Annotated in this window: 30 protein-coding genes; 8 read left to right on the top strand and 22 right to left on the bottom strand. The window is 34.2% G+C overall.

The window, feature by feature from the left end; all coding sequences use genetic code 11:
• Positions 1-30: 30 nt before the first annotated feature.
• From MHH82_RS41100 to MHH82_RS41070, 7 genes are all read left to right on the top strand, one after another.
• Positions 31-237 (top strand): hypothetical protein, encoded by a 207-nt coding sequence (locus MHH82_RS41100; protein ID WP_074794736.1) that lies wholly within the window; start codon positions 31-33, stop codon positions 235-237.
• A gap of 42 nt (positions 238-279) precedes the next feature.
• Positions 280-549: a hypothetical protein gene (locus MHH82_RS41095; RefSeq protein ID WP_009968664.1), complete on the top strand. Its 270-nt coding sequence runs from the start codon at positions 280-282 to the stop codon at positions 547-549.
• 4 nt (positions 550-553) lie between these two features.
• Positions 554-847 (top strand): hypothetical protein, encoded by a 294-nt coding sequence (locus MHH82_RS41090; RefSeq protein WP_074794739.1) that lies wholly within the window; start codon positions 554-556, stop codon positions 845-847.
• 13 nt (positions 848-860) lie between these two features.
• Positions 861-2,174: a LysM peptidoglycan-binding domain-containing protein gene (locus tag MHH82_RS41085; RefSeq protein ID WP_213397220.1), complete on the top strand. Its 1,314-nt coding sequence runs from the start codon at positions 861-863 to the stop codon at positions 2,172-2,174.
• A gap of 107 nt (positions 2,175-2,281) precedes the next feature.
• Entirely contained in the window at positions 2,282-3,259 is a 978-nt protein-coding gene (locus MHH82_RS41080) for a tyrosine-type recombinase/integrase (protein WP_213397218.1), read from the top strand.
• Positions 3,260-3,373: 114 nt separating this feature from the next.
• Positions 3,374-4,993: a ribonuclease YeeF family protein gene (locus MHH82_RS41075; RefSeq protein WP_213397216.1), complete on the top strand. Its 1,620-nt coding sequence runs from the start codon at positions 3,374-3,376 to the stop codon at positions 4,991-4,993.
• A gap of 11 nt (positions 4,994-5,004) precedes the next feature.
• Complete coding sequence (locus tag MHH82_RS41070; protein ID WP_043858813.1) at positions 5,005-5,421, top strand: immunity 70 family protein; 417 nt, start codon at positions 5,005-5,007, stop codon at positions 5,419-5,421.
• 88 nt (positions 5,422-5,509) lie between these two features.
• On the opposite strand, the gene MHH82_RS41065 is transcribed toward MHH82_RS41070, so the two are convergent.
• Entirely contained in the window at positions 5,510-5,683 is a 174-nt protein-coding gene (locus tag MHH82_RS41065) for a hypothetical protein (protein ID WP_009968656.1), read from the bottom strand.
• Between the two features lie 83 nt (positions 5,684-5,766).
• On the opposite strand from MHH82_RS41065, the gene MHH82_RS41060 reads away from it, so the two are divergent.
• Positions 5,767-6,390: a hypothetical protein gene (locus MHH82_RS41060; protein WP_213397214.1), complete on the top strand. Its 624-nt coding sequence runs from the start codon at positions 5,767-5,769 to the stop codon at positions 6,388-6,390.
• A gap of 180 nt (positions 6,391-6,570) precedes the next feature.
• On the opposite strand, the gene MHH82_RS41055 is transcribed toward MHH82_RS41060, so the two are convergent.
• The 21 genes from MHH82_RS41055 to MHH82_RS40955 form a co-directional block, all read right to left on the bottom strand.
• On the bottom strand, positions 6,571-6,849 hold the full coding sequence (locus MHH82_RS41055) for a hypothetical protein (protein ID WP_213397212.1): 279 nt from the start codon (positions 6,847-6,849) through the stop codon (positions 6,571-6,573).
• 100 nt (positions 6,850-6,949) lie between these two features.
• Complete coding sequence (locus MHH82_RS41050; RefSeq protein ID WP_213397210.1) at positions 6,950-7,279, bottom strand: type II toxin-antitoxin system PemK/MazF family toxin; 330 nt, start codon at positions 7,277-7,279, stop codon at positions 6,950-6,952.
• Positions 7,279-7,416, bottom strand: coding sequence for a hypothetical protein (locus MHH82_RS41045; protein ID WP_013603347.1), 138 nt, complete (start codon positions 7,414-7,416; stop codon positions 7,279-7,281). Before MHH82_RS41045 ends, MHH82_RS41050 begins: the two co-directional genes overlap by 1 nt.
• Before the next feature lie 123 nt (positions 7,417-7,539).
• Positions 7,540-7,815: a hypothetical protein gene (locus tag MHH82_RS41040; RefSeq protein WP_213397208.1), complete on the bottom strand. Its 276-nt coding sequence runs from the start codon at positions 7,813-7,815 to the stop codon at positions 7,540-7,542.
• Positions 7,805-8,263, bottom strand: a complete 459-nt coding sequence (locus MHH82_RS41035) for a Rho termination factor N-terminal domain-containing protein (RefSeq protein ID WP_213397206.1) — start codon at positions 8,261-8,263, stop codon at positions 7,805-7,807. Before MHH82_RS41035 ends, MHH82_RS41040 begins: the two co-directional genes overlap by 11 nt.
• A gap of 500 nt (positions 8,264-8,763) precedes the next feature.
• Complete coding sequence (locus tag MHH82_RS41030) at positions 8,764-9,057, bottom strand: hypothetical protein (protein WP_213397204.1); 294 nt, start codon at positions 9,055-9,057, stop codon at positions 8,764-8,766.
• On the bottom strand, positions 9,054-9,329 hold the full coding sequence (locus tag MHH82_RS41025) for a hypothetical protein (protein ID WP_213397202.1): 276 nt from the start codon (positions 9,327-9,329) through the stop codon (positions 9,054-9,056). The genes MHH82_RS41030 and MHH82_RS41025 overlap by 4 nt, the downstream gene beginning before the upstream one ends.
• Before the next feature lie 50 nt (positions 9,330-9,379).
• On the bottom strand, positions 9,380-10,276 hold the full coding sequence (locus tag MHH82_RS41020; RefSeq protein ID WP_064911594.1) for an ArdC family protein: 897 nt from the start codon (positions 10,274-10,276) through the stop codon (positions 9,380-9,382).
• Between the two features lie 125 nt (positions 10,277-10,401).
• The gene (locus MHH82_RS41015) at positions 10,402-12,396 is read right to left on the bottom strand and encodes a DNA gyrase/topoisomerase IV subunit A (RefSeq protein ID WP_213397200.1); all 1,995 of its coding nucleotides are present in this window, start codon (positions 12,394-12,396) and stop codon (positions 10,402-10,404) included.
• A gap of 120 nt (positions 12,397-12,516) precedes the next feature.
• Positions 12,517-14,433, bottom strand: a complete 1,917-nt coding sequence (locus MHH82_RS41010; RefSeq protein WP_213397198.1) for a toprim domain-containing protein — start codon at positions 14,431-14,433, stop codon at positions 12,517-12,519.
• Between the two features lie 113 nt (positions 14,434-14,546).
• On the bottom strand, positions 14,547-15,410 hold the full coding sequence (locus tag MHH82_RS41005) for a replication initiator protein A (protein ID WP_074794761.1): 864 nt from the start codon (positions 15,408-15,410) through the stop codon (positions 14,547-14,549).
• A 358-nt stretch (positions 15,411-15,768) separates the two neighbouring features.
• Positions 15,769-16,134, bottom strand: a complete 366-nt coding sequence (locus MHH82_RS41000; RefSeq protein WP_020846156.1) for a hypothetical protein — start codon at positions 16,132-16,134, stop codon at positions 15,769-15,771.
• Positions 16,135-16,243: 109 nt separating this feature from the next.
• The gene (locus MHH82_RS40995; RefSeq protein WP_013603338.1) at positions 16,244-16,831 is read right to left on the bottom strand and encodes a thymidine kinase; all 588 of its coding nucleotides are present in this window, start codon (positions 16,829-16,831) and stop codon (positions 16,244-16,246) included.
• A gap of 117 nt (positions 16,832-16,948) precedes the next feature.
• Positions 16,949-17,164 carry a hypothetical protein gene (locus tag MHH82_RS40990; protein ID WP_013603337.1) on the bottom strand — a complete coding sequence of 72 codons (216 nt, stop codon included), beginning with the start codon at positions 17,162-17,164 and terminating at the stop codon, positions 16,949-16,951.
• 139 nt (positions 17,165-17,303) lie between these two features.
• The gene (locus MHH82_RS40985) at positions 17,304-17,459 is read right to left on the bottom strand and encodes a hypothetical protein (RefSeq protein WP_009968683.1); all 156 of its coding nucleotides are present in this window, start codon (positions 17,457-17,459) and stop codon (positions 17,304-17,306) included.
• A complete protein-coding gene (locus MHH82_RS40980; protein ID WP_009968681.1) occupies positions 17,456-17,737 on the bottom strand; it encodes a hypothetical protein in 282 nt (93 codons plus the stop codon). Before MHH82_RS40980 ends, MHH82_RS40985 begins: the two co-directional genes overlap by 4 nt.
• Entirely contained in the window at positions 17,734-18,561 is an 828-nt protein-coding gene (locus MHH82_RS40975; RefSeq protein WP_013603336.1) for a ParM/StbA family protein, read from the bottom strand. Before MHH82_RS40975 ends, MHH82_RS40980 begins: the two co-directional genes overlap by 4 nt.
• A gap of 553 nt (positions 18,562-19,114) precedes the next feature.
• Positions 19,115-19,714 (bottom strand): sigma factor, encoded by a 600-nt coding sequence (locus MHH82_RS40970; RefSeq protein WP_009968495.1) that lies wholly within the window; start codon positions 19,712-19,714, stop codon positions 19,115-19,117.
• A 513-nt stretch (positions 19,715-20,227) separates the two neighbouring features.
• A complete protein-coding gene (locus tag MHH82_RS40965; RefSeq protein WP_213397196.1) occupies positions 20,228-20,785 on the bottom strand; it encodes a RusA family crossover junction endodeoxyribonuclease in 558 nt (185 codons plus the stop codon).
• Positions 20,782-21,330 (bottom strand): guanylate kinase, encoded by a 549-nt coding sequence (locus tag MHH82_RS40960; protein WP_013603334.1) that lies wholly within the window; start codon positions 21,328-21,330, stop codon positions 20,782-20,784. The genes MHH82_RS40965 and MHH82_RS40960 overlap by 4 nt, the downstream gene beginning before the upstream one ends.
• The gene (locus MHH82_RS40955) at positions 21,327-21,623 is read right to left on the bottom strand and encodes a thioredoxin family protein (protein WP_013603333.1); all 297 of its coding nucleotides are present in this window, start codon (positions 21,621-21,623) and stop codon (positions 21,327-21,329) included. Before MHH82_RS40955 ends, MHH82_RS40960 begins: the two co-directional genes overlap by 4 nt.
• Positions 21,624-21,627 lie beyond the last annotated feature (4 nt).

Here is a 21,627-nt window from a genome sequence, read left to right as displayed (position 1 = left end):
TGAATCTTCAGAATACAAGGAGAGAATATAATGAATGTAAACCCCATTGAATTACACCAGCTGATCATTGAGGATTTGAAACAACAAAATTCTATTCTATCAGAACAAAGATCAACTCAAGTAGCTATTAATAAACTGGCCCTAAAAAGAATTGAGGAATTACAAGGGACGGTTGCTCAACTCGAACTGAAAGTAAAGAACCTTGAAGAAGAATTAGGCAAATCAAACAAAAAGTAAGGCACTCATTATTGAGTGTCTCTTTTTTATGGAGGAAAACAGATGGAGCAAAAAGATTATGAAAGAATTGCTACATTAGAAACCCAATTAGAAACGCTTTCTAAGGGACTTGAGAGAATTGAAACGAAGTTAGATGCTTACTCAACGAACTTTATTACAAGGCTTGAAGCAGACATTCATTTCAAAAATCTCGAAAAAGAAATTGATGAAATCAAACAAAATAAACGAGCTAATAGCGCATTAATAGTCAGTTGTTTATCAGTTATCCTCTCGACTGTTTTTGCGTTAATAAACTTAATTGGAGGTAAGTAAAAAGATGAATTTCCTAAATGATCTTGATTGGTGGAAACACCTTGCAACTAATGTTGGAGGTGTTTTAACAGCAATTCTCGGATTTTTAAGCATCTTAAATCTCCACTTTGATTGGTTTAGCCCAGGATCTATTGATGCGTTTACAGCAATCATCGTGGCTATTGGAACCCTATTTGTTGGTTCATTCTCGACCGTTGTAAACACTTACCTGACTAAACGTAGTAAAGAGAAAGCAAAGCAGGTTGCTTATAAATACGATACAGAATTAGTTGAAAAAACAGCGAAAAAATCTAACTAAAGAGGCGATTAAATTGAATAAACTAATTAAAACCGTTAGTGCGCTAGCTCTTTCTTTAGGGCTAGCTTTTTCTTTTGTTGCTCCTAGTTATGCGTCTTCCCTTCCATCTGTTGACTTCATTGATGTATCACATCACAATGCTGAAAATGGGTTGCCTCTATCATTTTATCAAACAATCAAGGGATCCGGAGTGCAAGGTGTAGTTGTTAAAGTTTCTGAAGGAAGCTATTACGTTGATCCTGCTGCATCCGTTAATATTGCCAATGCTCGTCAAGCAGGTATGATTGTCAACGCTTATCACTTTGCTCGTTATACAAGCAATTTCGAAGCGAAGAAAGAAGCGATTTGGTTTGATAAAAAGCTTCAGTTGGTTGGGTTTGATAAGAAAAAAGATGGCTATGTAACCATTGATGTTGAAGCATCCGGTCTTGGTACAGCTTCACAAGTAACTGAGTACACCAATACTTTCATCAAACAAATGAAAGCTCTTGGTTATAGCCGTGTAGATTTGTATACCGGGTCTTACTACTACAATGGGCAGCTGATTCCTAGCAAACTCGTAGTAAATAAACCTTGGTTGGCTTCTTACCCAGCAAATCCAGTAAAGAACAAACCTACTGCCAAATTCACAAATGGAAAAGGTGCTTGGCAATGGGCTTCTGATTATAAATTCATCGGTATGTCTAGATACGGTAATTTTGACGTTTCAGAAGATTACGCAGGTAAGTACACAAAGAAAACGTCATCTACCCAAGTAGTTACAAAAGGGGTTGGAACCATTAAGATTGTTTCTTTAGTAGATTACATGAAATCTAAAGGAATGAATTCTTCTTTTTCTAACCGTTCGAAACTAGCTGCAGCTTATGGAATTGCAAATTACTCAGGAACTCAAGCTCAAAATCTTGCTCTTTTAGAGAAGATTAAAACTGGAACCCCAGTAGCAAAATCAAACACTTCTAACAGTAAACTAACAACATCAACTCCTAAATCTTCTTCTTCATCTTCTAAGACAACAACTTATAAAGTTAAGTCTGGAGATACTCTTTCAGAAATCGCTGTGAAGTATAAAACTTCTGTATCTAAACTCGTGTCTCTCAACAAAATCAAGAACCCTAATAAGCTTTATATTGGCCAGAAACTAAAAGTGCCGACTAAAGCTTCCGTGGCTAAGAAAGCTGTATCTAAAACTTACTACACAGTGAAAAAAGGAGATAGTGTTTCTAAGATTGCTGTTAAATACAAAACCACTGTTTCTAAAATCAAAAGTCTAAACAAACTTAAAAACCCGAACAAGATCTATGTTGGCCAAAAACTTCGGGTTGGGTAATCAATCTGGCTCCTACTTTTTGTAGGAGTCCTTTTTTTATTATAGTCCCCTCCCCTGGATCATCAAACAGACATAAAATTTCAATTTTATAATAAGGAGTCGGTCAAATGGCTAAAAGAAATGCGATTTATAGCGATGAATTATATGCTCAAGTTAATCGAGAAAATAAGGACCTCCTTGATGATTACATATTGGAAATGAAATCACGGAGAAAAAGTGAAAAGACCATTTATCAGTATACGGCTGATATTAAGATGTTTTATTGCTGGGCCGTAAAGAATCTAGGTAATAAATCGATCTTAAAAATGAAGAAACGTGATTTTCGTAGGTTCTTTCTCGAGCTTCAAGATTCAGGTACATCAGCTGCACGAATAAACCGTGTTCAATGTTCTCTTAGAAATATGCTTGAATTCGCAACGGAAGATGAAGACGAATATGATTATGAGATTAACGCCATGAGAAGCATTAAAGGCCTTCAAAAAGAGGAAGTTCGAGAAATCTTCTTCCTTACAGATGAACAAATAAGGCTAATCGTTGATTATCTATTGGAGAAAGGTAAATATCAGAAGGCCCTTTATTTGACTCTATCCTATGAATCAGCTGGACGGAGAAATGAAGTATACCAAGTTAAAAAGCACGGATTCCTTGAGAACTCTAAAACAAATGAGGTTGTTGGAAAACGAGGTAAAAAATTTAAACTCTTATATTTCTCAAAGTCTAAAGAGATTGCACGACTTTACTTTGACCAGCGTGGAGAAGATGATATTGACTCCCTTTGGATTGTTGGGAAAGGAGAAAGTAAACGACCTGCCACATATGAAACCCTCTATAATTGGACCGTAAGCTTCAGATCAATTCTTGAAGAATTAACTGGAGAGTATATTGCTTTTAACCCCCACAGCTTTAGGCACTCAGCCCTCACTAACTACCATGATGGTAACCACTATGTCCTTAAAGAATTAGGAAAAGACAAATTTGATTTAAAGGTCCTTAAAACTCTAGCAAACCATACGAGCGTTGAGACAACAGAGGGTTACCTTCCTGACCGTGATCAAGAAATTCTTGAAGAAGCTTTCGGAATTTAAGAAATAAGTCGCAGGTCCAAATTATCATTTTAAGGATTAATTCTTCATGACCACCCCTTCTTAATTTTCCCATGGTAATATTTTGATATTAAACTATTAAGAAAGGATATGGTCATGAAGGTATTTGAAGCGAAAACACTTCTTTCAGAATCAGAAAATCGAGCAAAAGAATACAAAGAATTAAAAGGTAAAATGGTCAAATTAAAGAAAGCCTTCAAAGCTGTCGCCGATTTAGATGATAGCGAGTTTTCAGGTAAAGGTGCAGATAATATCAAATCATTTTATGAAGATCAAGCCGGCATTGCTGATCAATGGATTGATCTGATTGAAATGAAAATTGCTTTCTTAACAAGCATTCCCAGTATTTTAGAAGACGCTAACTTATCTGATGCATACATAGAAGAATCCTACTTAGAACATGAGTTGGCTAATGCTATATCCAAATCAAGTGCAATCATGTCTGAACAGAAAAAGGCGATCAAAGACATCTTAAATGATATACACGACATCCTTCCCCTAGATGTTTTTTCAACAGAAGACTTTAAAGATGAATTATCTTCTGCTGATAAAGAACGAAAAAACACAGTCAAGAAAATAAGTGAAGTCGATGAAAATTTAACATCTGAATATGCTCTATCTGAAGCCAATGAACAAATGATTCAGGCAGATTACCAAGCCTTAATTGGTGCAACATCAAAAGGTAAAAGTGCTTCCCCCATCTATTATGATGCTAAAGCTTATAGAGACAGTGAAGTCCACAAGATGGCTGAGGATGTAAAAAAACAATCAACTGATTATATCTCCTTTAAAGATCAGCAGGCTGAGCAAAGAAGGATTGCAAAAGAACAGGAAGAGCTTGCAAATCGCCCATGGTACGAAAAGACGTGGGATGTTGTTTGTAATTTTACAGGAGAAGTCTCTGGATATTATGATTATAAAAGGGCTGCCGATGGAGTTGACCCTGTAACTGGTGAAAAGCTCACTGAGGGGCAACGGGTGGCAGCTGGCGCAATGGCTGCTGCGGGTTATGTTCCTATTGTGGGATGGGCCGGTAAATTAGGGAAAGGTGTAAAAGCTGTTTATTCAACAGGAAAAGCTATCTCTAAAGCCGAAAAAGCCCTCGAAGTATATAAAACACCTAAAACATTCTATGCTCTTCAAAACTCAAGTAAAGGGCTTTACGGACTTGCTTCAGCGAATGGCTTCAGTGAAGCTATAACCGGCCGAGACATGTTTGGGAATAAAATATCTGATGAACAACGACAGAATAGTCTTAATCAGGCTCTAGGTGTTCTTGGTGGATTTGGGCTGCGTGGGGTGAACAAAAAGTTAAATGCAACAAATCCTAGTGTTCCTAAAAGACCATCCTGGCGACAATCTGAAAAAGATGTTGGAAAAGATTATCCTGATTATAGTGAACAAAAGTCATTTATAAATGGCAAAGAGGTCCCTTATGGAAAGAAAGGAAGTTCCCGCCCAGACTTTTATAAAGATGGGCATAGTATAGAGGTTAAAAACTATAAGATTACTACGTCCAGTGGAAGAAGTAGATTAGTAAACAATGTTTCTAAACAAGTCGAAAAACGTCTGACTGACCTTCCGGGTAATACTAAACAAACAATAATCATAGATATTAGGGGACAATCAGTTTCTGAAGAAATAATGGACGATTTATATGATAAAATTATGAAAAAGACTAATGGGAAAGCAGATATTAAATTCAAAACCAATTAGAGGTGAACACGATGGCTGTTGGGTTTAAGGTTAAATATTATTGGTATCAGGTTGGACATGGAGACTTCCTCCATTCATTTTTTTCAACTGTGAGCTACCATTTAGAAGAACACGGTTGGGGATCAAAATATCCTCATTTATTAAATGAACTTTATCAAGGAAAGCTTGAAACCAAAAACATTGAAGCTGCCCTTGAAGAGTTAAAAGATATTAAAGAAAGATTGAAAGAATACAGCCCTTCACAAGTTATTTGGGACATTGAAGACATTAATAAACGTCCACCTTGGGGAGATAATATAAGTGATGAAATAACCGATTTATCAAATTATTTTGTTACGAGTGATGGAGAAGATTTTATAAATCTTTTAAAGAGTGCCCTTGAAAAAGGCTTAAAAACGAAATCAGAAGTTCTTATTGATAGTATATGAACAGGGAAAGCACCATCTGTTCTCGCCATATTACACGAAAAAAAGCAGGCCTTTAAAGGTCTGCTTTTTCATTTGATCTGAAAAAGGGTTACTTTTCAGAAGAGTTACCAAAAGGAATTCTTAAAACAATGCCCATAATAATAATTGCAATTAGTCCAATAATATTAACTATTGTTGAAATAGATTCATTATCTACGAAAATATTAATAATAAATGAGCCTGCAACGATCAATAGTATCAAAAAATACAAAATTTTTTTCATAAACACACTCCTATTTTTTAAAAAATATGTTATTATTTTCATCGGAAAATAATTCTACAAAAATATTGTAAAGGAGTTTTATCGTGAAGAAAAGCATTAAACAATTGGTCATTGTAATCTGTTTCTCTCTAATTTTCACCACTATAACAATACCAATAGCTAACGCTAAAGAAAATTCTAATGAAGTTTCTTCTGAGCAAGTTAATGTAGAAGCTCAGAACATGAAAAGAACTCTCGAACCCCTATTAGAATTAATTGATCAAATGCCAGAGGATGTTGCTGAACAAGGAATAAACTCCGGTGTTGAATGGTTAAACATACATAAAGGTAACGAATTTGATGGTTATGAATTTGTTGCTGATGGAGAAAAACTGACTGCTGTTAAAACCGTACAGGATAATATCGGACCCTTTATAGTATTGAATACATGGAGTTGCATTTCTAGTGCTGCTAAAGCTATAGCAGTAAATGCTATCCCATGGGCAAAGATCTTAAAGGTTAAAAAAGCCGCAAAATTAATGGGCGGACTAAATTCCATGACAAAAACAATTATCAGAGCTTATAAACATCAAAGAAACCTAGGACTTTCTAGAACAAATGCTATAAAAAAAGCCGTAAAAGTCTCTACTAAAGCACTACCAGCTGAAACTCAAAAAGCCGTACTAGAATTCTTTAGCTTAGGTGACGTTGTTAATAATTGTTTCTAATTGTTTAAACAACAGAAATACAAGCAGGTATTACTCTGCTTGTATTTTTTGATTATGTAATTTTTAATAACGGATGCCAGTAAGACATAACTTCAAATGCTCAATTAGCAATCTCAGCATCCAATGTTCCTCCAGACTAGTTATATGTATGTAAAGCAAAAGGACCCCTATGGGTCCCTATTAATTTTTGAATCTGTTTAAGATCATATCGTGTTTTCCAACCTGACCAGAAAGATATTCGATGTCTTTCGTTATATCAGTCGTTTGTTTATTAATTTTCTTAAGAAGAACAATCACGTCTTCATTAGTGTTGCTTTCTTTCTCTGTCATCATTTCTAAACGCTGCTCGATATTATCAAGACGCTTTTCAACAGAATCAAATCTCTTATCAATCTGTTCAAACCCCTTGTCAAACTTCTCAGATAGAGATTGCATAAGTTTTAAAAGTTCATCAGTCATGTCGATCACTCCTATAAAGCATTATACAATAATTTGTAAGGTATCTCATAAATATTTTATCGAGAATAAATATTGAATATTACGAAAATTTAAGAGCCACTTAATGTGACTCTCCGATTATGTAATTCACCACGCTATCAGTTATCCATTGCAATTGTTCTCCTTCAATTTTTCCCACTCTGAAGATCAATCGATTGGCATTGATCGTATAAAGTTTATTGGTTCTTACAATTGAAGGTTTGATTAGCTCGATCTCTTTCCAATTTTCTAGGACCAAATCAAATTTGGTTCGTGGTGGTTGGCTTGATAATTTTGCAATCGTAACATCAAATTCATTTGGACCAGAATAACCAACGATTATTCCAGGTCTTCGTTTACCACTGTCAGGATCATGATACATCCAAATATCACCTTTAGAGTGATTACTCATTAATATTCATCTCCTTCATCCAGGATCTGAATACCTTTATTAAAATATAGATCATACATTAAATCGAGTAATTTCCATCTTTCAGCTGGTTCCATATTTTTAATTTTTTCAAGGAATTCATATGCTGTCTCTTCCATTGTTTTTCTCCTTTCATCTATCTCTTACATTATTAATTATACCATTTATTGGAAGTGTCGTACACTCTTTTTGTAAGTTCTTGTCGAATTTTGTCGGTATAAGTCAATAAAAAATGGCAAAGCTTATTTGGCTTCACCATTTACGGATTCATATCTCTTAGCTCCTCCACCAAGAAAATATTCATCATAAACTTTATCCAAGACTTTTTTCTTTTCTTCTTCGGGTAACTCTTCAATAAGCTTCAGCATTTCATTTGCTGTATATTGTTTCATGATAATCACCTTCAAATTAGACTGATTATCTTTATTATAACAAATGGTTGAACTTTGATTAATTAATTTTAAATTCCCAAAGACCAGGTTACTTTCTTTCTTATTTATTTCTTGATTAGTTAGCATACTTGAACAAGTAACCTCCTTCACGATACTTATAACCGGCTGCAGTTTCTTCTCCAGTTTTAAGAGATCGTTTTACCCATCCAACGTTTGTGATTTTATTTTCAGTTACCCAATTAAAGGTTTCCATAAGCCCGTCAATGGTTTTAATTAATTCTCCATCTTTATAAACTTCAATTTTTCTCTTCTTGGCCCCACGTTTTTTGTGAGAAGGTTTTTCTTCTTCTGCTGGTGTATTTCTTTCTGCTTCAATCACCTTCTTGATTTGATCGTTGTTAAGCATTGCTGCGGTTTCAATTCCAAGATCTTTAGCTTTAGAAATCAATTGGGCTCTTTCAATAGCATAAATCAATTGAGTCCTGTTCATATCCCAACGACCAGTAATATTCATTTCTTTTGCAATATTGCGTAATTCCTTAACAGATTTCGTGGATAATTCAGTAGCTGTCATTTCAAGTTACCTCCGAGATTATATGAAAATTAATTAGATTTATCTCTCTTGCATAAATTATTATACCATTTTATGGAAGATTCGTACATATGTTCGCCATATTTTTTATTCTTTTATTGGATAATAATAAAAAATTATGAATAAAAAATCATATTCTTTTGCCAAAAAAAGATGCTTATCAGCATCCTTTCTATATTTATTCAATTAAACATGTTTATAACGATACAGAACATCCAAGTGAATACACAGAACATAACAAAAACGAGCATCCACATAACATCTGATTTTGTAGAGAGATCGAAGTAATCACAAACGGATTCAAGAGCTGATTGAATAAGAAATAGAAACGGAAAAGCTAAGGTTCCAATTTTCTTCCAAATTGTTACACTCTTCTTCTTAGAAACTTGTAAAATATGGTCCATTATGATATATTCTCCTTATCGACAAATCCTTGTTTCATAGAGAGTCAGGTGTAGGAGCACCTGGCGATTTTTATTTGCTTATTTATTTATTTTGACGACTTTTAATTGCCCATACTTATCTTTGTAATAGAAATAAGTGTAGGTTCTTCCTTCCTTCAGGTGTTTTCTGTACCAGCCATTGTTTGACATTAGGACTTTATACTTCTTGCCAACTTTAACCTCAAAGAAGGTAGGATCGGCATATCCATTAAACCTTCCTTTTACATGGTAGATCTTTCTTTTCTTAGCAGCATCAACTTTTTCAGGATGAACTCCAGCAACAGTTGTAAAAGCAAGTCCAACAGCAAGTACTCCAACAATTAACTTTTTCATTCTTCCATTTCTCCTTTTTGTTTTAGAGTGCTTTCAAAATCAGAAATAGCTTGTTTAAGGTATGTTAAATTCTCTTTGGTAAAGATGAAGGACCTCATATCATTTAGTTTTCCGCCTTCTTTACCCACCAGAAAATATAAATCTTCTTTGATGAAATCGATCACATAACCAAATTCGTGACCGTAACCATCTTTAATTGTTTCTGCTGTACCAAAACTTTCTTCAGAGTCCTCTGACTTGATAAGTCTAAGATGATTAAATTCCGATCCCATTATTCAATCCCCTTTGTTATAAAATCAACATTTTATGTCTCTAAAAGCATTTAAATGGCTTCTGTGAGCTTCAAATCATTTTCAATATGTTTCCCTTCAATAAAGTTTAAAATGAAATCTGAGGCTTTTTGGGCGTGTTGTGAAGCCGATATTATCAATCCCCTATCTTCTTTTATCCGGCATAACCAGTTATGTAAATAAGAAACGGAATTTTTTTGTTGATTTTGATCTTCAATTCCTAACATTGAGAGAATCATATTTGCTCCGATCTCAGCGACTAATTCTTCTTTGGAATAACTTTCACTTCCGAAAATAGTTTGGCCTGGGACGTCCTCAAATCTCTTGAGTCGAGTAATATGTCCAGTGCTGTGAATCATTTCATGAAATACTGTTGAGTAATATTCAGTAACATTCTCATACTGGTTAATAGATGGTACAGTTATTGAATCAAGAGTTGGGTTATAATAAGCTCTATCTGAGCCTACTTTTATATTAATTTGGCACTCTTTTTTGTAAGCGCTTACAACTCTTTCAGCAGATTCAATCGGATCGTTTATAAAATCAGCAGTGTCATCTGCTATCCCATCGACATCTGAAGTATGGAAGACGTTATAATACCTGAAGATAAAGTTCGGACGATCTTTTTCACTTTCTTCGTCCTCTCCTCTTTCAACAGGCTTCCAAAAATATATTTTATAAGACTTGCTGCCTTTTTTCAGTTTGACTTCAGGATTTTTCCTTTGAAGTTCTTGGATCTGTTTAAAGGTTAAATAGCTGCCTCCTTCCAAGAGTAAAAGGTTTATTCCCTGATAAGGAATTTTCGTGATATAGTTTTTAGGCATCCCTCCTTTCCAGGGTTTTCTCCAAGGTGCTGGACCTCCATTCTCAATGGCTTCCTCTAAAGCCCGGATGATACGATCTTGAACATACTCATAAACCTTCGACACAATATGACCTCCAATAAAGTAGTTGAATTATTTATCTCTTACATAATTAATTATAATCCAACATATGGAAATCGTACATATTTTTTGTAGAGGTTTGTCGAATTTTGGCAAGAAAAAAGGGCAGCCTAAGCTACCTCAATTTTCTTAAGTTTCCTTGATGGAGAAGCATAAACACCAGTAGCGTTTCGGCCATTCGTTAAGTTGAAGTTTTTTGTATCAACGGTTAACTTTGATTTATCTGTCAGGAGATTTAGGCTAACATCATCCTCTAAAGTAATCATGTCTAACAGGTCTTGCTTTAAGCAGTATGAGTTTTTAAGGATCGTCCGGTTACCCTGGAATGCTTCTAGATTGATTTTTGCGATCCGGTTATTCGAATATGCTGCAATAATAAACTTATGAGTGCTATCTAAAATAGAATACGAAACAATAGTTATATTTTTATCCCGAATCATATTCGGCAGATACGTCCCAAGAGCATTGGCCCGTGTCTCGTCAATATCCTTAAGTTCGACTTTATGACAAACTCGGTCGGATCCAAAGATAAGGATCTCGGCTTTATTTTCTGTTTCAAAAACTTTTAAAACTTCATCCCCAGGTTTTAGATTAGGTTCCTGATTCCCTTTAAACTTGTAGCAATAACCTTCCTTAGTGAGATAGATTGTTACTGCATAGTTCGGTACCTCTTCTACAAGACGAACTGGTTTAACTTCTGTAAGTTCAGCTATTTTTGTTCGTCTCTCTTTTCCGTATTTCTCCTTAGTTTCCTTCAAACCCTTAATAATGATTTGATTTATTTTATCCTGGCTTTTGACGATCATCTTATAATTCTCGATTGTTTTCTCGAATTTATCAATATCCTCAATTTTCTTAATGATGTACTCTCTATTAATGTTTCTCAACTTCATGTTGGCCACTTCTTTAGCTTGTTCGAAGTCTATTCCAAAATGCTTTTGAAGATTTCGTTCAATCTGATCTTGGCTTGATCTTCTAATGATTTCAATGGCTTCATCAATATCCAACAATACCTTCTCAAGACCTTGGAGTAAGTGTAATTTACGAGTCATTGTTTCAATATCGTGAGACAATCCACGCTTAATACAAGTTGTTCTCCATTCAAGCCATTTATCAATTGTTTGCCAAACTCCTAAGACTTTGGGAAGATCATCAACAAGCATATTCATGTTCGCTGAAAATGTTGATTGCAACGGAGTGAATTTATAAAGCTTTTCAAGCAGCACATTCATATCTGTATTTCGACGGGCAGTTATAGTGATTAGCATTCCCTTCAAGCCTGTCAGATCTTTAACATCAGTTACTTCTTTTAGCTTGCCAGCTTTATTTAATTCAACGATTTTTTCAATGATTGCTTCTCGAGTTGTCGAGTATGGAATTTCAGTAATGTGTATCTCATTTTTTACAATTTCAGCTTTCCCTCGGATCTTAACTGTTCCCCGACCTTCCTCGTTCAATTGGCGAAATACATTATCTTCTTTAACAATTAATCCCCCAGTTGCAAAGTCTGGAACTAGAACCGTTTTTTCTCCCGTCTCAATATACTTAACAATAGCTTCGGTTAATTCTTTTAAATTGAATGATGGAATAGACGAACTAAAACCAACACCAATCCCTGAATTTGAGTATGCAAGTATTGAAGGGAACTTAACAGGAAGTACTTCAGGCATCTTCATTGTTCCATCATAGTTATCTATAAAATCAACAACATTCTTATCGAAGTTCTGCATCATATCAATTGAAATTTCAGAGAGTTTTACTTCAGAGTATCGATCAGCTGCCGGCATTAAATCTCTTGAAGTGTATTGTCCAAAGTTTCCTTTTCCTTCGAGCATGGGAATGATATGGCGATCTTTTTGGACCATACCAACCATACTTCCATAAGAACTACCATGAGGGTGTAACTTCATAACCTGTCCAGCAACATTTGCTGATTTCGTGAATTTAAAGGCTTTTTGTAAGTACATAGAATAAAGTATTCTTCGATGAACAGGTTTAAGTCCATCTCGAAGATCTGGTAGAGCTCGATCGAGTAAGATATAGGCAGAATACTCCATCATATTGTTTTCAATGATTTGTTCTATGTTTTTGTTTGTAGTAGTCAAGTTAAAGTTACCTCCTGGTTATTGAAAATTCTCATTACGTAATCTTTATATCTAGTCTTTCTAAAACGTAAATGAGAATAAAAAAGATTGGCAATTTAATTGCCAACCTTAGAAAAGCTATTAAATTGCTTCTTCAACATACTTATAAAGATTTTCTGAAATATATTCTCTTCTGTTATCAACGCTGCTACCCATCCAAGTTTCTAAGGACTCAATCATATTTTCAGCGTCTTCAACTGTCACTTTTATAAGGTTCCGTGTCTCTTCATTCATCGCTGTTTCAGCCATAGTAACTGCATCAAGTTCCCCAAGACCCTTACAACGAGCAATTGTGTATTTACCCTTTAAAGTGTTGATCTTTTGGTCCTTTTCACTTTCTGAATAGAAGTAGATCATTGAATCATCTTCCAATTTGATTTCATAAAGTGGTGTTTGAGCTATATAAACATAACCTTCTTCAATTAGCTTCGGCATTAGTCGATAGATCATTGTAATGATTAAACATGCTATTTGAGCTCCATCAGAATCTTGGTCAGTAGCAATAATAATCTTTCCATAACGAAGGTTATTAATATTAAACGTATCAAGGTCCTTGTTTTTTTTGTCAGTTTGAATACCACAACCGAGAACCTTAATTAGATCAGTGATAATTTGGTTTTTAAAGATAGTCGTATAATCTGCTTTAAGGCAGTTCAGAATTTTTCCGCGAAGTGGATAAGCTGCCTGATAAACTGCATCTCGTGCTAAAACAATTGAGCCTAACGCAGACTGGCCTTCAGCAATAAAGATTTCAGAGTCTTTGCCATGCTTCTTACAGTCGACCAAGTTCGCCACTTTATTTCCAATACCATCGACCTTTTCACTCAGTTTCTTTTTGAGCTGCTGTTTAGCCTTTTGAGACTGAGTATTATGTTTTTGAACTTCAAGTAAGTGATTAACGAACTTTTTGAAGCCTTTTTCATTTTCTATTTGGAAAACTTCGAGAAGTTGGGTAGTATGCCTTTGGGCTAATTTTCGATAAAGCTTCTTATCAGTTGAAAGTTTTGTTTGGTTTTTAAATTCAACTTTATTTGATAAAGCCACCAAGACAAAACTAACGCTCGATTCAATATCTTCTGTTGTAAAAGAATTAATTCCTTTAGGGAATAACTTATTTTCTCTAGCATATTTATTACAAAAGGTTTTTATCCCAGTTATAACGCCGTCATTAAAGGAACCCCCATCAGAAAGGTAGGTTAAGTTCAAATAAGACTCCTGGATTGGATCGGTTGTTGTTGAAAAAGTAAGCTTTATTTGAGTTCGTTCTCCATCTTCTTCGTATAAAGATTCTGGTGCTGTAATCACTGGAGAAGTTGTTGTGCTGCCAATCAGTTCCTCAAAATACTCTTCAACGCTTTCATAATGGAAAGTCTCTTCTTCACCGTTATGAATGAAGATTAATTTAATCTTATGTGAGCCAATAGCAAACCTTCTTACAATTTCTCGGACGACATCTTTGTCATAAGTAACCACGGGATAAACTTCAGGATCCAATTTAAAAGTTATAACTGTACCGTGGCGGTCTTCACTTATTTTTTCTTTTGTTAAGGCCTGGACGAGTTCCCCACCATTTTCAAATTTTAAGGTGTGTTTATATCCATCGTAATAAGATTCGATATGAAAAAACAACGAAGTAAAGTTGAGAACTGTCGCCCCTACACCATTAGTACCAGTAGTAGTCTGTTCGCTCGTTTCATATTTTGTAGAGGCAAACAGGGTTCTAAACAATAATTCATAGTTTTTAACGCCATCGGTTTCCCCATCAATGGGTATCCCTCGACCGGTATCTGTAACCCGAACAGTTTGAAGGTCATCAAACAATTCAAGGGTAACTATTCCTTCATCAAAATTATTTATAACTTCATCAGTTCCATTAGCAAGGATTTCTTTCAAACCATGATAATAGTTATCTGCTGATCCATACCAAATTGCAATTTTTTCTCTGGACTTCTCTCTATCGTCCAATCTTTTAATCTTGTCTTGATTAGTAGTAGTCAAGTTAAGCTTCCTCCTAAAATCTTTTCCCATATATTGGGACTAGGTTCTATAAACATTATATCCTTCGTTTATGAGTTCGTAAAACGATTTTAGGAGTATTTTCAGGTTAATTTTTAATTATCTAACCAATTATAAAACGGCACTTGCCCATTTATTTTCTTCCCTTTGAAATCAATATTTCCATACTTTAGATTTCTTTTATGAAGAGCATTATCAAGACAAGTTCTTAAATAGGCTCCAAAATTTTTCACATCTGGGGTCTTCTCTACTTCGTCTAAAACCATAATGCAAACTTCTTTAGGCAAACCTTTTTTCATATATTCAGAGATTAAATTATGTATAGTTTCTTCTCTTGTTAACAATTTGTTAACAAGATTATTCTCATTATTATTAAAGTTATTTTTAATAGAGTTATTATTATTAGTGGTTCTTTTTGAACTATCCGGATGGTTCAATTTGACCTCTCTTGATGGTTCAATTTGAACTTTCCCGGAAAGTTCATTTTGACCTATCCGTTCATTACTGGAAAGTTCATTTTGACCCATCCAGTTTTTATCTATGTTTTTGGCTGTTTCCTCTGCTTTAATTAAAAGGTCATCAACTTCATTGTTTAACCGATAAATATCTTCTTCGGTATACTCCAGCATCAGAGGATAGAGGATGTTCGACTTGTTCATCCCTTCCCTTTTTTCTTCTAACAGTTCGTATTTTGCTAATTCTTTCTTTGCTCTTTTGAAAGTTGAATCTGAGAATCCTAGAAGCTCTGAACCTTTTTCGATGCTTAAACGAACGTAATACCTTCCGAGTTCGTCTTTCCAATTGTTCATCATACTGAGCTTGATTCGGTCGATTAAAATTATGTAGAGTTTCATGGCATTCGGATTCATAGTTTTGTACTTGTCTCCGATCAGAAGAACTTTTGGAACCTGGTAAAATACCAGAGAGTCGAGGTTATTAGCTGTGAAATATTTACTCATTTTTGTTGCTCCTTTTTGTTGAAGTCCGAAGCAACACCTGATATAATTGAATTAAAAATAGCCAAAAGCAATGAAAAGGCATATATGTAGCCCTGTTAAACTTTGGTCGGTTTGCTCAGGTGCTGCCAAGCGAAAAATAGTCTAGCGCCAACTAGGCTATTTTTTATTATTATAATACTTTGTTGAACTTTCGTAAATGAGTATAAAAAAATCCTCCTTTATCGTCGAAAGAAGGAAGAAATGGTTGACATATTGGGTATGTATTAGGTAAAATGTGAATCAGTAGTTGAGTTAAAGTTATTTATCTCATAGTCCTACTCTTTTTCTCCGATTAGAGTGGGATTTTTTATGTTCAATTTTAGGATTCATAATCATCATCATCGAAAAATGCTTCTAAATAATCAGTCTTACCACAATTGGTACAAACTTTATCACTATTAGAGGTTTGATTGCAAAGCTCACAGTAGGCTTTTCCTTTTCTAACATCGTCAATAACTTCTTCTACATATTCTTCCGGAATTCTAATTCCTTCTTTAGAGACCCCTTTAATCGGTTTAGTATTGAATTCATACTTGAATAAGGTTTCTGTATCAACTTCTAGAGTTTTCCCTGAAATTTTCTGAAGTCTATCTTCCCAAACAGGATCTCCAATGTATACTCCTGACAGATCAGTGTTTTCATTTCTATAAATGTCAGCAGCATTTCTTCTTATTTTGATTTTCATTTTATCCCCCACAGAGTAAAGCTTATTAATCTCTCTATATTTATTATAACATTTTATGTAAGAAAATAAATAAAAAGTGAGCGAAAAAGCCCACTTTTTCAATAAAAAATTAAATAATTTTTTCATCATTGTAATAGTGATCAGAACATAACGCAAGATAATAACTCTTTTCTTCTACAAATGTTTCTCCAGATCGAGAGACTTTTCCATCAACAATTCGAGCATTATACTGAGCTATCTTAGAGCACTTAGAAGCTTCGCAACCTCTTGAGATTCGGTTTATGTTTTCGGAGGGTAGGATGGTTAAAAGGTGACTAGATGAGTCAAATAACTCTCCTGTGAAGGTTAGATCAAGACCATAAAAATGAATAGGTACGTGGTAGCTTTCTGATAATGAAACAAATTTTTCAACGGTTTCTTTAGGAAGAAATTGAGATTCATCAATATAAATTGTTTGGGTATTTGTCATGAATATAATGATTTCTAATAAAGAAATATTTTGTTTGAATTGATCCCTGTTTAAGTTGATTGATCTTAGGCTGCGTCCATCTCTACTTTCGATTTTTCCTCTTGAAAAAGTATCTTCGGTTAAACTAACTGAAAGGGCAACTTTTTCTTTAGGATCAATTAAGTAATCATCTATTAACTTTTTAGACTTTCCAGAACCCATTAAACCAGTATTAAAAGTTATATCCATAGATAAAGTCCTCCATTGTAAGATTTAACTTTGTAATTATATCCGTACAATTGAGAACGTAAATGAAAAGACCAAAAAAGGTCCAGCTTAATAGCTGAACCCTTAATTAAAAACTTATTAGATTAAGATTGAAACTTTACGGAATGCTTCTTTGCTAGCACATGCTACAGGTTTATTCTTGATTTCTTCTTCAGAAAAATCATACTTAATATTTTCTAACATGCTTTCATAATCAATAGAAGAAGGATCAATTTCAACTCCAAAATCTTCTTTAGCCATCTCAATAGCTTTTAGAGTTTCTTCTTTAAGCAATTCGATAGTAAGTTTTTTCATGGTTAATTCCCTCTTTCTTAGTAGTTGATTTGTTATTTATCTCTCTTACATTATTAATTATACCATAAATTGGAAGTTCTGTACATAAAAAATACAGAATTTAGGTAAAAATTTAATAAAGACAGCCTTTTGGCTGTCTTTATTCTTCGTTCCTAATTATCCTATCTATCTTGTGAACTGTCTCATACAACTCTTTTTCAAGTTCCGGAACAGGACCATCCTTTATAAAACTATAAGACCTCATAATGAGATCTTGAATCTCGAGTAAGTCTTTTTCTTTAATTTCAATTTTCATAAGAACCCTCCTGAATCATCTGGTAACTCAATTGTTTCAATTTTTGCTTTAGAAGGCTTTGGAGGATCGTTTTGGACTTCTTGATCAACTGTTTCATATACCGGAGTTGAACGAACAACCCCTCCCCGTTTTTCTTCAAGGTCTTTCTGAATCAATTCTCTTAAGTACCAAGCAATCCCTCCGGTTCGGTTCTTAGCGTCCTCAAGAGCTTTACAAATTTCAGGGTACTTCTTCTTATTCCAATTGATCTGATACATGAAGTTATCTTCGCGACTCACGCAAACATCTCCTCAAACTTCCTACCGTATTTTAGAAGCAATCCAACTGAATTAACGTAGTAAGATGGTTTATCCTCACCCAGTTCGGCAGAACTTACAGTGGAATATCCAACATTCTCTAAGCATTCTTTCATTTCTTCTGCTTTACCACCTGTACAAACAATAGGATAGTCATAATCGATATTGCTGCAAGTCTTAGCAAAAGTCTTCGCCAAATCCATTATTGAATTGTCGATCGTCCCACCATTAATAGTATGGCTATCCATTTTACTTATAGACCCATTGATTAAATAAAGGACGTTTAATGTCTTAGAACCAGCATCTACAATGACGCAGTTTAATGAATCTGAGAAGTTTAGAGCTCCTAATCCCTCTGCAGCCATCACGATATTATGTACAGTGAATTTGAATGACTTTCCTTCAACGATAACTTCTCTTTCTCCTTCAAAATGTTGAACGAAATATTTTTTATCTGTAACCATACTTTCATATGGGCAAGTTAGAATTAAGTTAAATTCTTTCTTTCCAGTCTCTTTAAAGATTGTATAGAGAGCATATACTAATCGAATTTGACCTTCCATATGGCCTTTTCTTGTATTGCCGAAATACATTTGTTCTTCACGGCCGAAATAGAAGTTCTTAACGGTTTCTCCAACATAATAATCAAGGCCGTTGTACTCTACTCTTTCCATTCCCTCGTAATCTTCTAAAGGCTTGTAGCTATGGAGAATAGAAGGGAAACTGCCGACCTTAATTTGTTTTTTGTCCTTATAAGCGTACTTCGTACTAAAATTCCCAATATCAATTACAGTAGTTAGTGTCAAGTTAAAGCATCTCCTTAGTTTTCTTTAGTTGGAACTCATTTCAATTATAATGGAAAGTTATTCATACGTAAATAATTTTTTAAATAAACTCTTAAATAAATTATTATCTAATCGCAAAATGAAAAAATGAACAGAAAAAATATTTTTTCTTAATTCTTGACTAATTTAAAGAAAACCCTTTTATTTTTATTTCCCTTAACTTATAATGGACTTTGAATAGGATTTGGTCCATTTGTAGGATATTGTAAAAATTCGAAAAGTTGGTAATGTTTCTAAACTTCGTTTTAAAAATTTTACGAGGAAATAACATTAATTTAACGATTTTCGGATGTTTGTGTCCTATTCGTTTGTGTTATATATAATAATAAATAAAGATAATTAGTGAGCTTTAAGCAGAATCACTTTGGTTCTGTGGTAAGTTCTTACAAAAATTATAAATTATCGAAGAAATGCTATTTATTACCACTTCGTGTTATGTTATAATAATTAAAGCAAAATAAAAAGCCCTACCTTGTTGGCAGCAAGGTAAGACTTTGAATAAGATCTTTTTATGTTAAGCGATCTCAAGGTATTCTTTGGCGATAACAGAACGTAATTTTTTCTTAAGCTTTATGACTCTCTGGTTGGCAGCCTGACGAGTCAAACCATGCTTTTTAGCATAAGCATTAACAGGATTATTTTTTACGTCAATAATAATTTTAAGTAAGTCCATTTCGTCTTCTTTGACGTTTTTCAAAATGATTGAAAGAAGTTCGTTAGTGGCAATGTTATCAAAAGATGTGTCGTTGGCAGCGAGCATATCTTCTATCTTGAGATCGTCATCACCTATTGGTGAAGATATTGAAAAGACTCCATTGCTTTGATTCTTTTGAGCATAACGGGAATATGTAGCATTTCTTACCCCTTTTCTTAACTTCGGGTACAGATATGTTGTGAAACAGTATCCTGTGTCTGAATCATACGCTTCGTAGGCCCTCCATAATTCAAGCTCCAACTCTTGCTGAAAATCTTCCTCTTCAACTTGATTAAACATAAACTTTGAATTAGCTTGTTTCATAGTCTTATAGACCATCGGCAAAAATCTTTCCCTCACCTCTTCAAATGTCATTTGAATTGATAATCCATTTGAAAATAAGATTTCTTTCTTCTTCACTAAGTCTCGTCCTCTCTCTATATTGCTATTTCATGTTGGTGGATACAAGTAAAACCAAAATTTCCATATCCATCAGACTTAATGATTATATCTAGAGAAATAGAAACGTAAACGAAAAAAATATTATTTTTTTAACTTTTTGTTTGAGCCTTTTCACAGATTAGAAGTCTTCAGAATAGGTCTTTTTTGGTAGTACTTACAATAATTATTATATTACATAAGTACTAGATCGTACACCTCTTTTTTTGATTATTCCCCATAGTCGAAGGATTATGAAAGTTTAGTTTGTTTTGTTGATATGACCTTTATTATGTTGACCGACACGTTAATATAATATCATAATACGGTGATTGAGGGAACATTTGTTCCTATTTTTTAGCGAATAAGAACGGATATATGAACATATAGACATGTAAGGCTCAAATGACCTTATTTAACATAAAATATTCATTTTATGTATATCTTTAACTTAATAAATGATACCCCATCATTTAGCAAAAGAAAAGGAGGTATTTACCTCCTTGCTAAACATTCCTTATTAGAAAGATTGAACTCTTGAACTAACCTATTGTCAATGATTCTCTTAAATATTGTACAATGGTCAGGTTTCTTCTTACATAGAGCACAGTTTTTGTCTTTGAAATCTTCAAGATCTTTTGGGCCATCGAAAACACCAATATTGGAAGCCTCATAAATCTCAAATTCCAGTCTCGGGTTTTGACTATCAATATAAACCCTTTCTGCAACTGGTAGAGCCACATCGTCATCAAGATAAACGCCGGCTTCCGTAAAAACATCGAATGGGACCTTCAAGAAATTGTTTGGGTCTTTTCTCTTGCGATCTAAGAAAAACTTGATTTTTACAAACACTAACTTTCCTTTTTCAGGTTGTTCCCACTCTTGTTCATTCATTTGGTCTTTTACATAATCAGTAAAGAAGGATTTGTATATCTTAGTCTCTTCTGATGGATATGCCTGAACAAATTTACGCCGGCCATTTGAAGAGACTTTGTAATTTAGATAGTTGTTAACTGATGGTGGTAATGGTGAAACTAACCGTAGGCTCTTCATTTAATGTCACCATTCATAATATTAAGAATGTCCTCGATAACCTGGTCCTTATCCACTGAAACAATAGTGTAATCAACTTCAAGTTCGAATCCTTCAAAATCTCTTTCATCCGCAGCTAATCTTCTTAAAAGCTCGTCTGAGTTATCTTTTCTATTCAATCCCCTGGCTAATCGAACATCGTAAGGAGTCATTAAATAGATTCCCACAACATTGTTCGAACCGTATTTTTCAGTTAGATCGCTATAACCAGAAGGCTCTGTAATCACGATTTGGTCTTCAAAGAGTTTTATATCTTGGCTATTTATTGCATAGCTCCAGATGTCTCCGAACGCACTTCTAAAGCTATTCTTTGCAACTAATAAACCTGATTCATCAAGCCACTCAAAATAATCTTGAGTAACGAAATGATAATCAACCCCATCAATCTCATTTGGGCGTTTTGGACGAGTTGTATAGGATATAACCGTTTGATGACCTTGACGGATTAATGTCTCTAATGCTGTTGTTTTGCCAGAACACGTTGCTCCAAGTAGAACATATATCATGATTCCTCACCATTGTAATTAGCAACGTAATCGAAAAAATTCATCACTTTAATTGATTCTTCAAGTTCTTTGCTGTTAAATGGGCCGTCGTAGTTTGCAATTCTATCGCCTTCCCTATCAAAGAAAACCAATGTATGAGTCTTTTCAATTTCATATTCTTCAATTAGCTCAGGATGTTCGTCAATTGACAATTTCTCAAATTCGCTGCCTTGTAAATCTGCTGCGTTTATTTGTCTTTCCAAGAAATCATTGAGTGGATCGTTCACTTTATATATCCAAATAACCTTAACCATAGTG

The organism is Bacillus sp. FSL K6-6540 (assembly GCF_038007545.1).
Note: the sequence above shows the minus strand (reverse complement) of the source record. Positions and strands in the feature narration are given on the sequence as shown.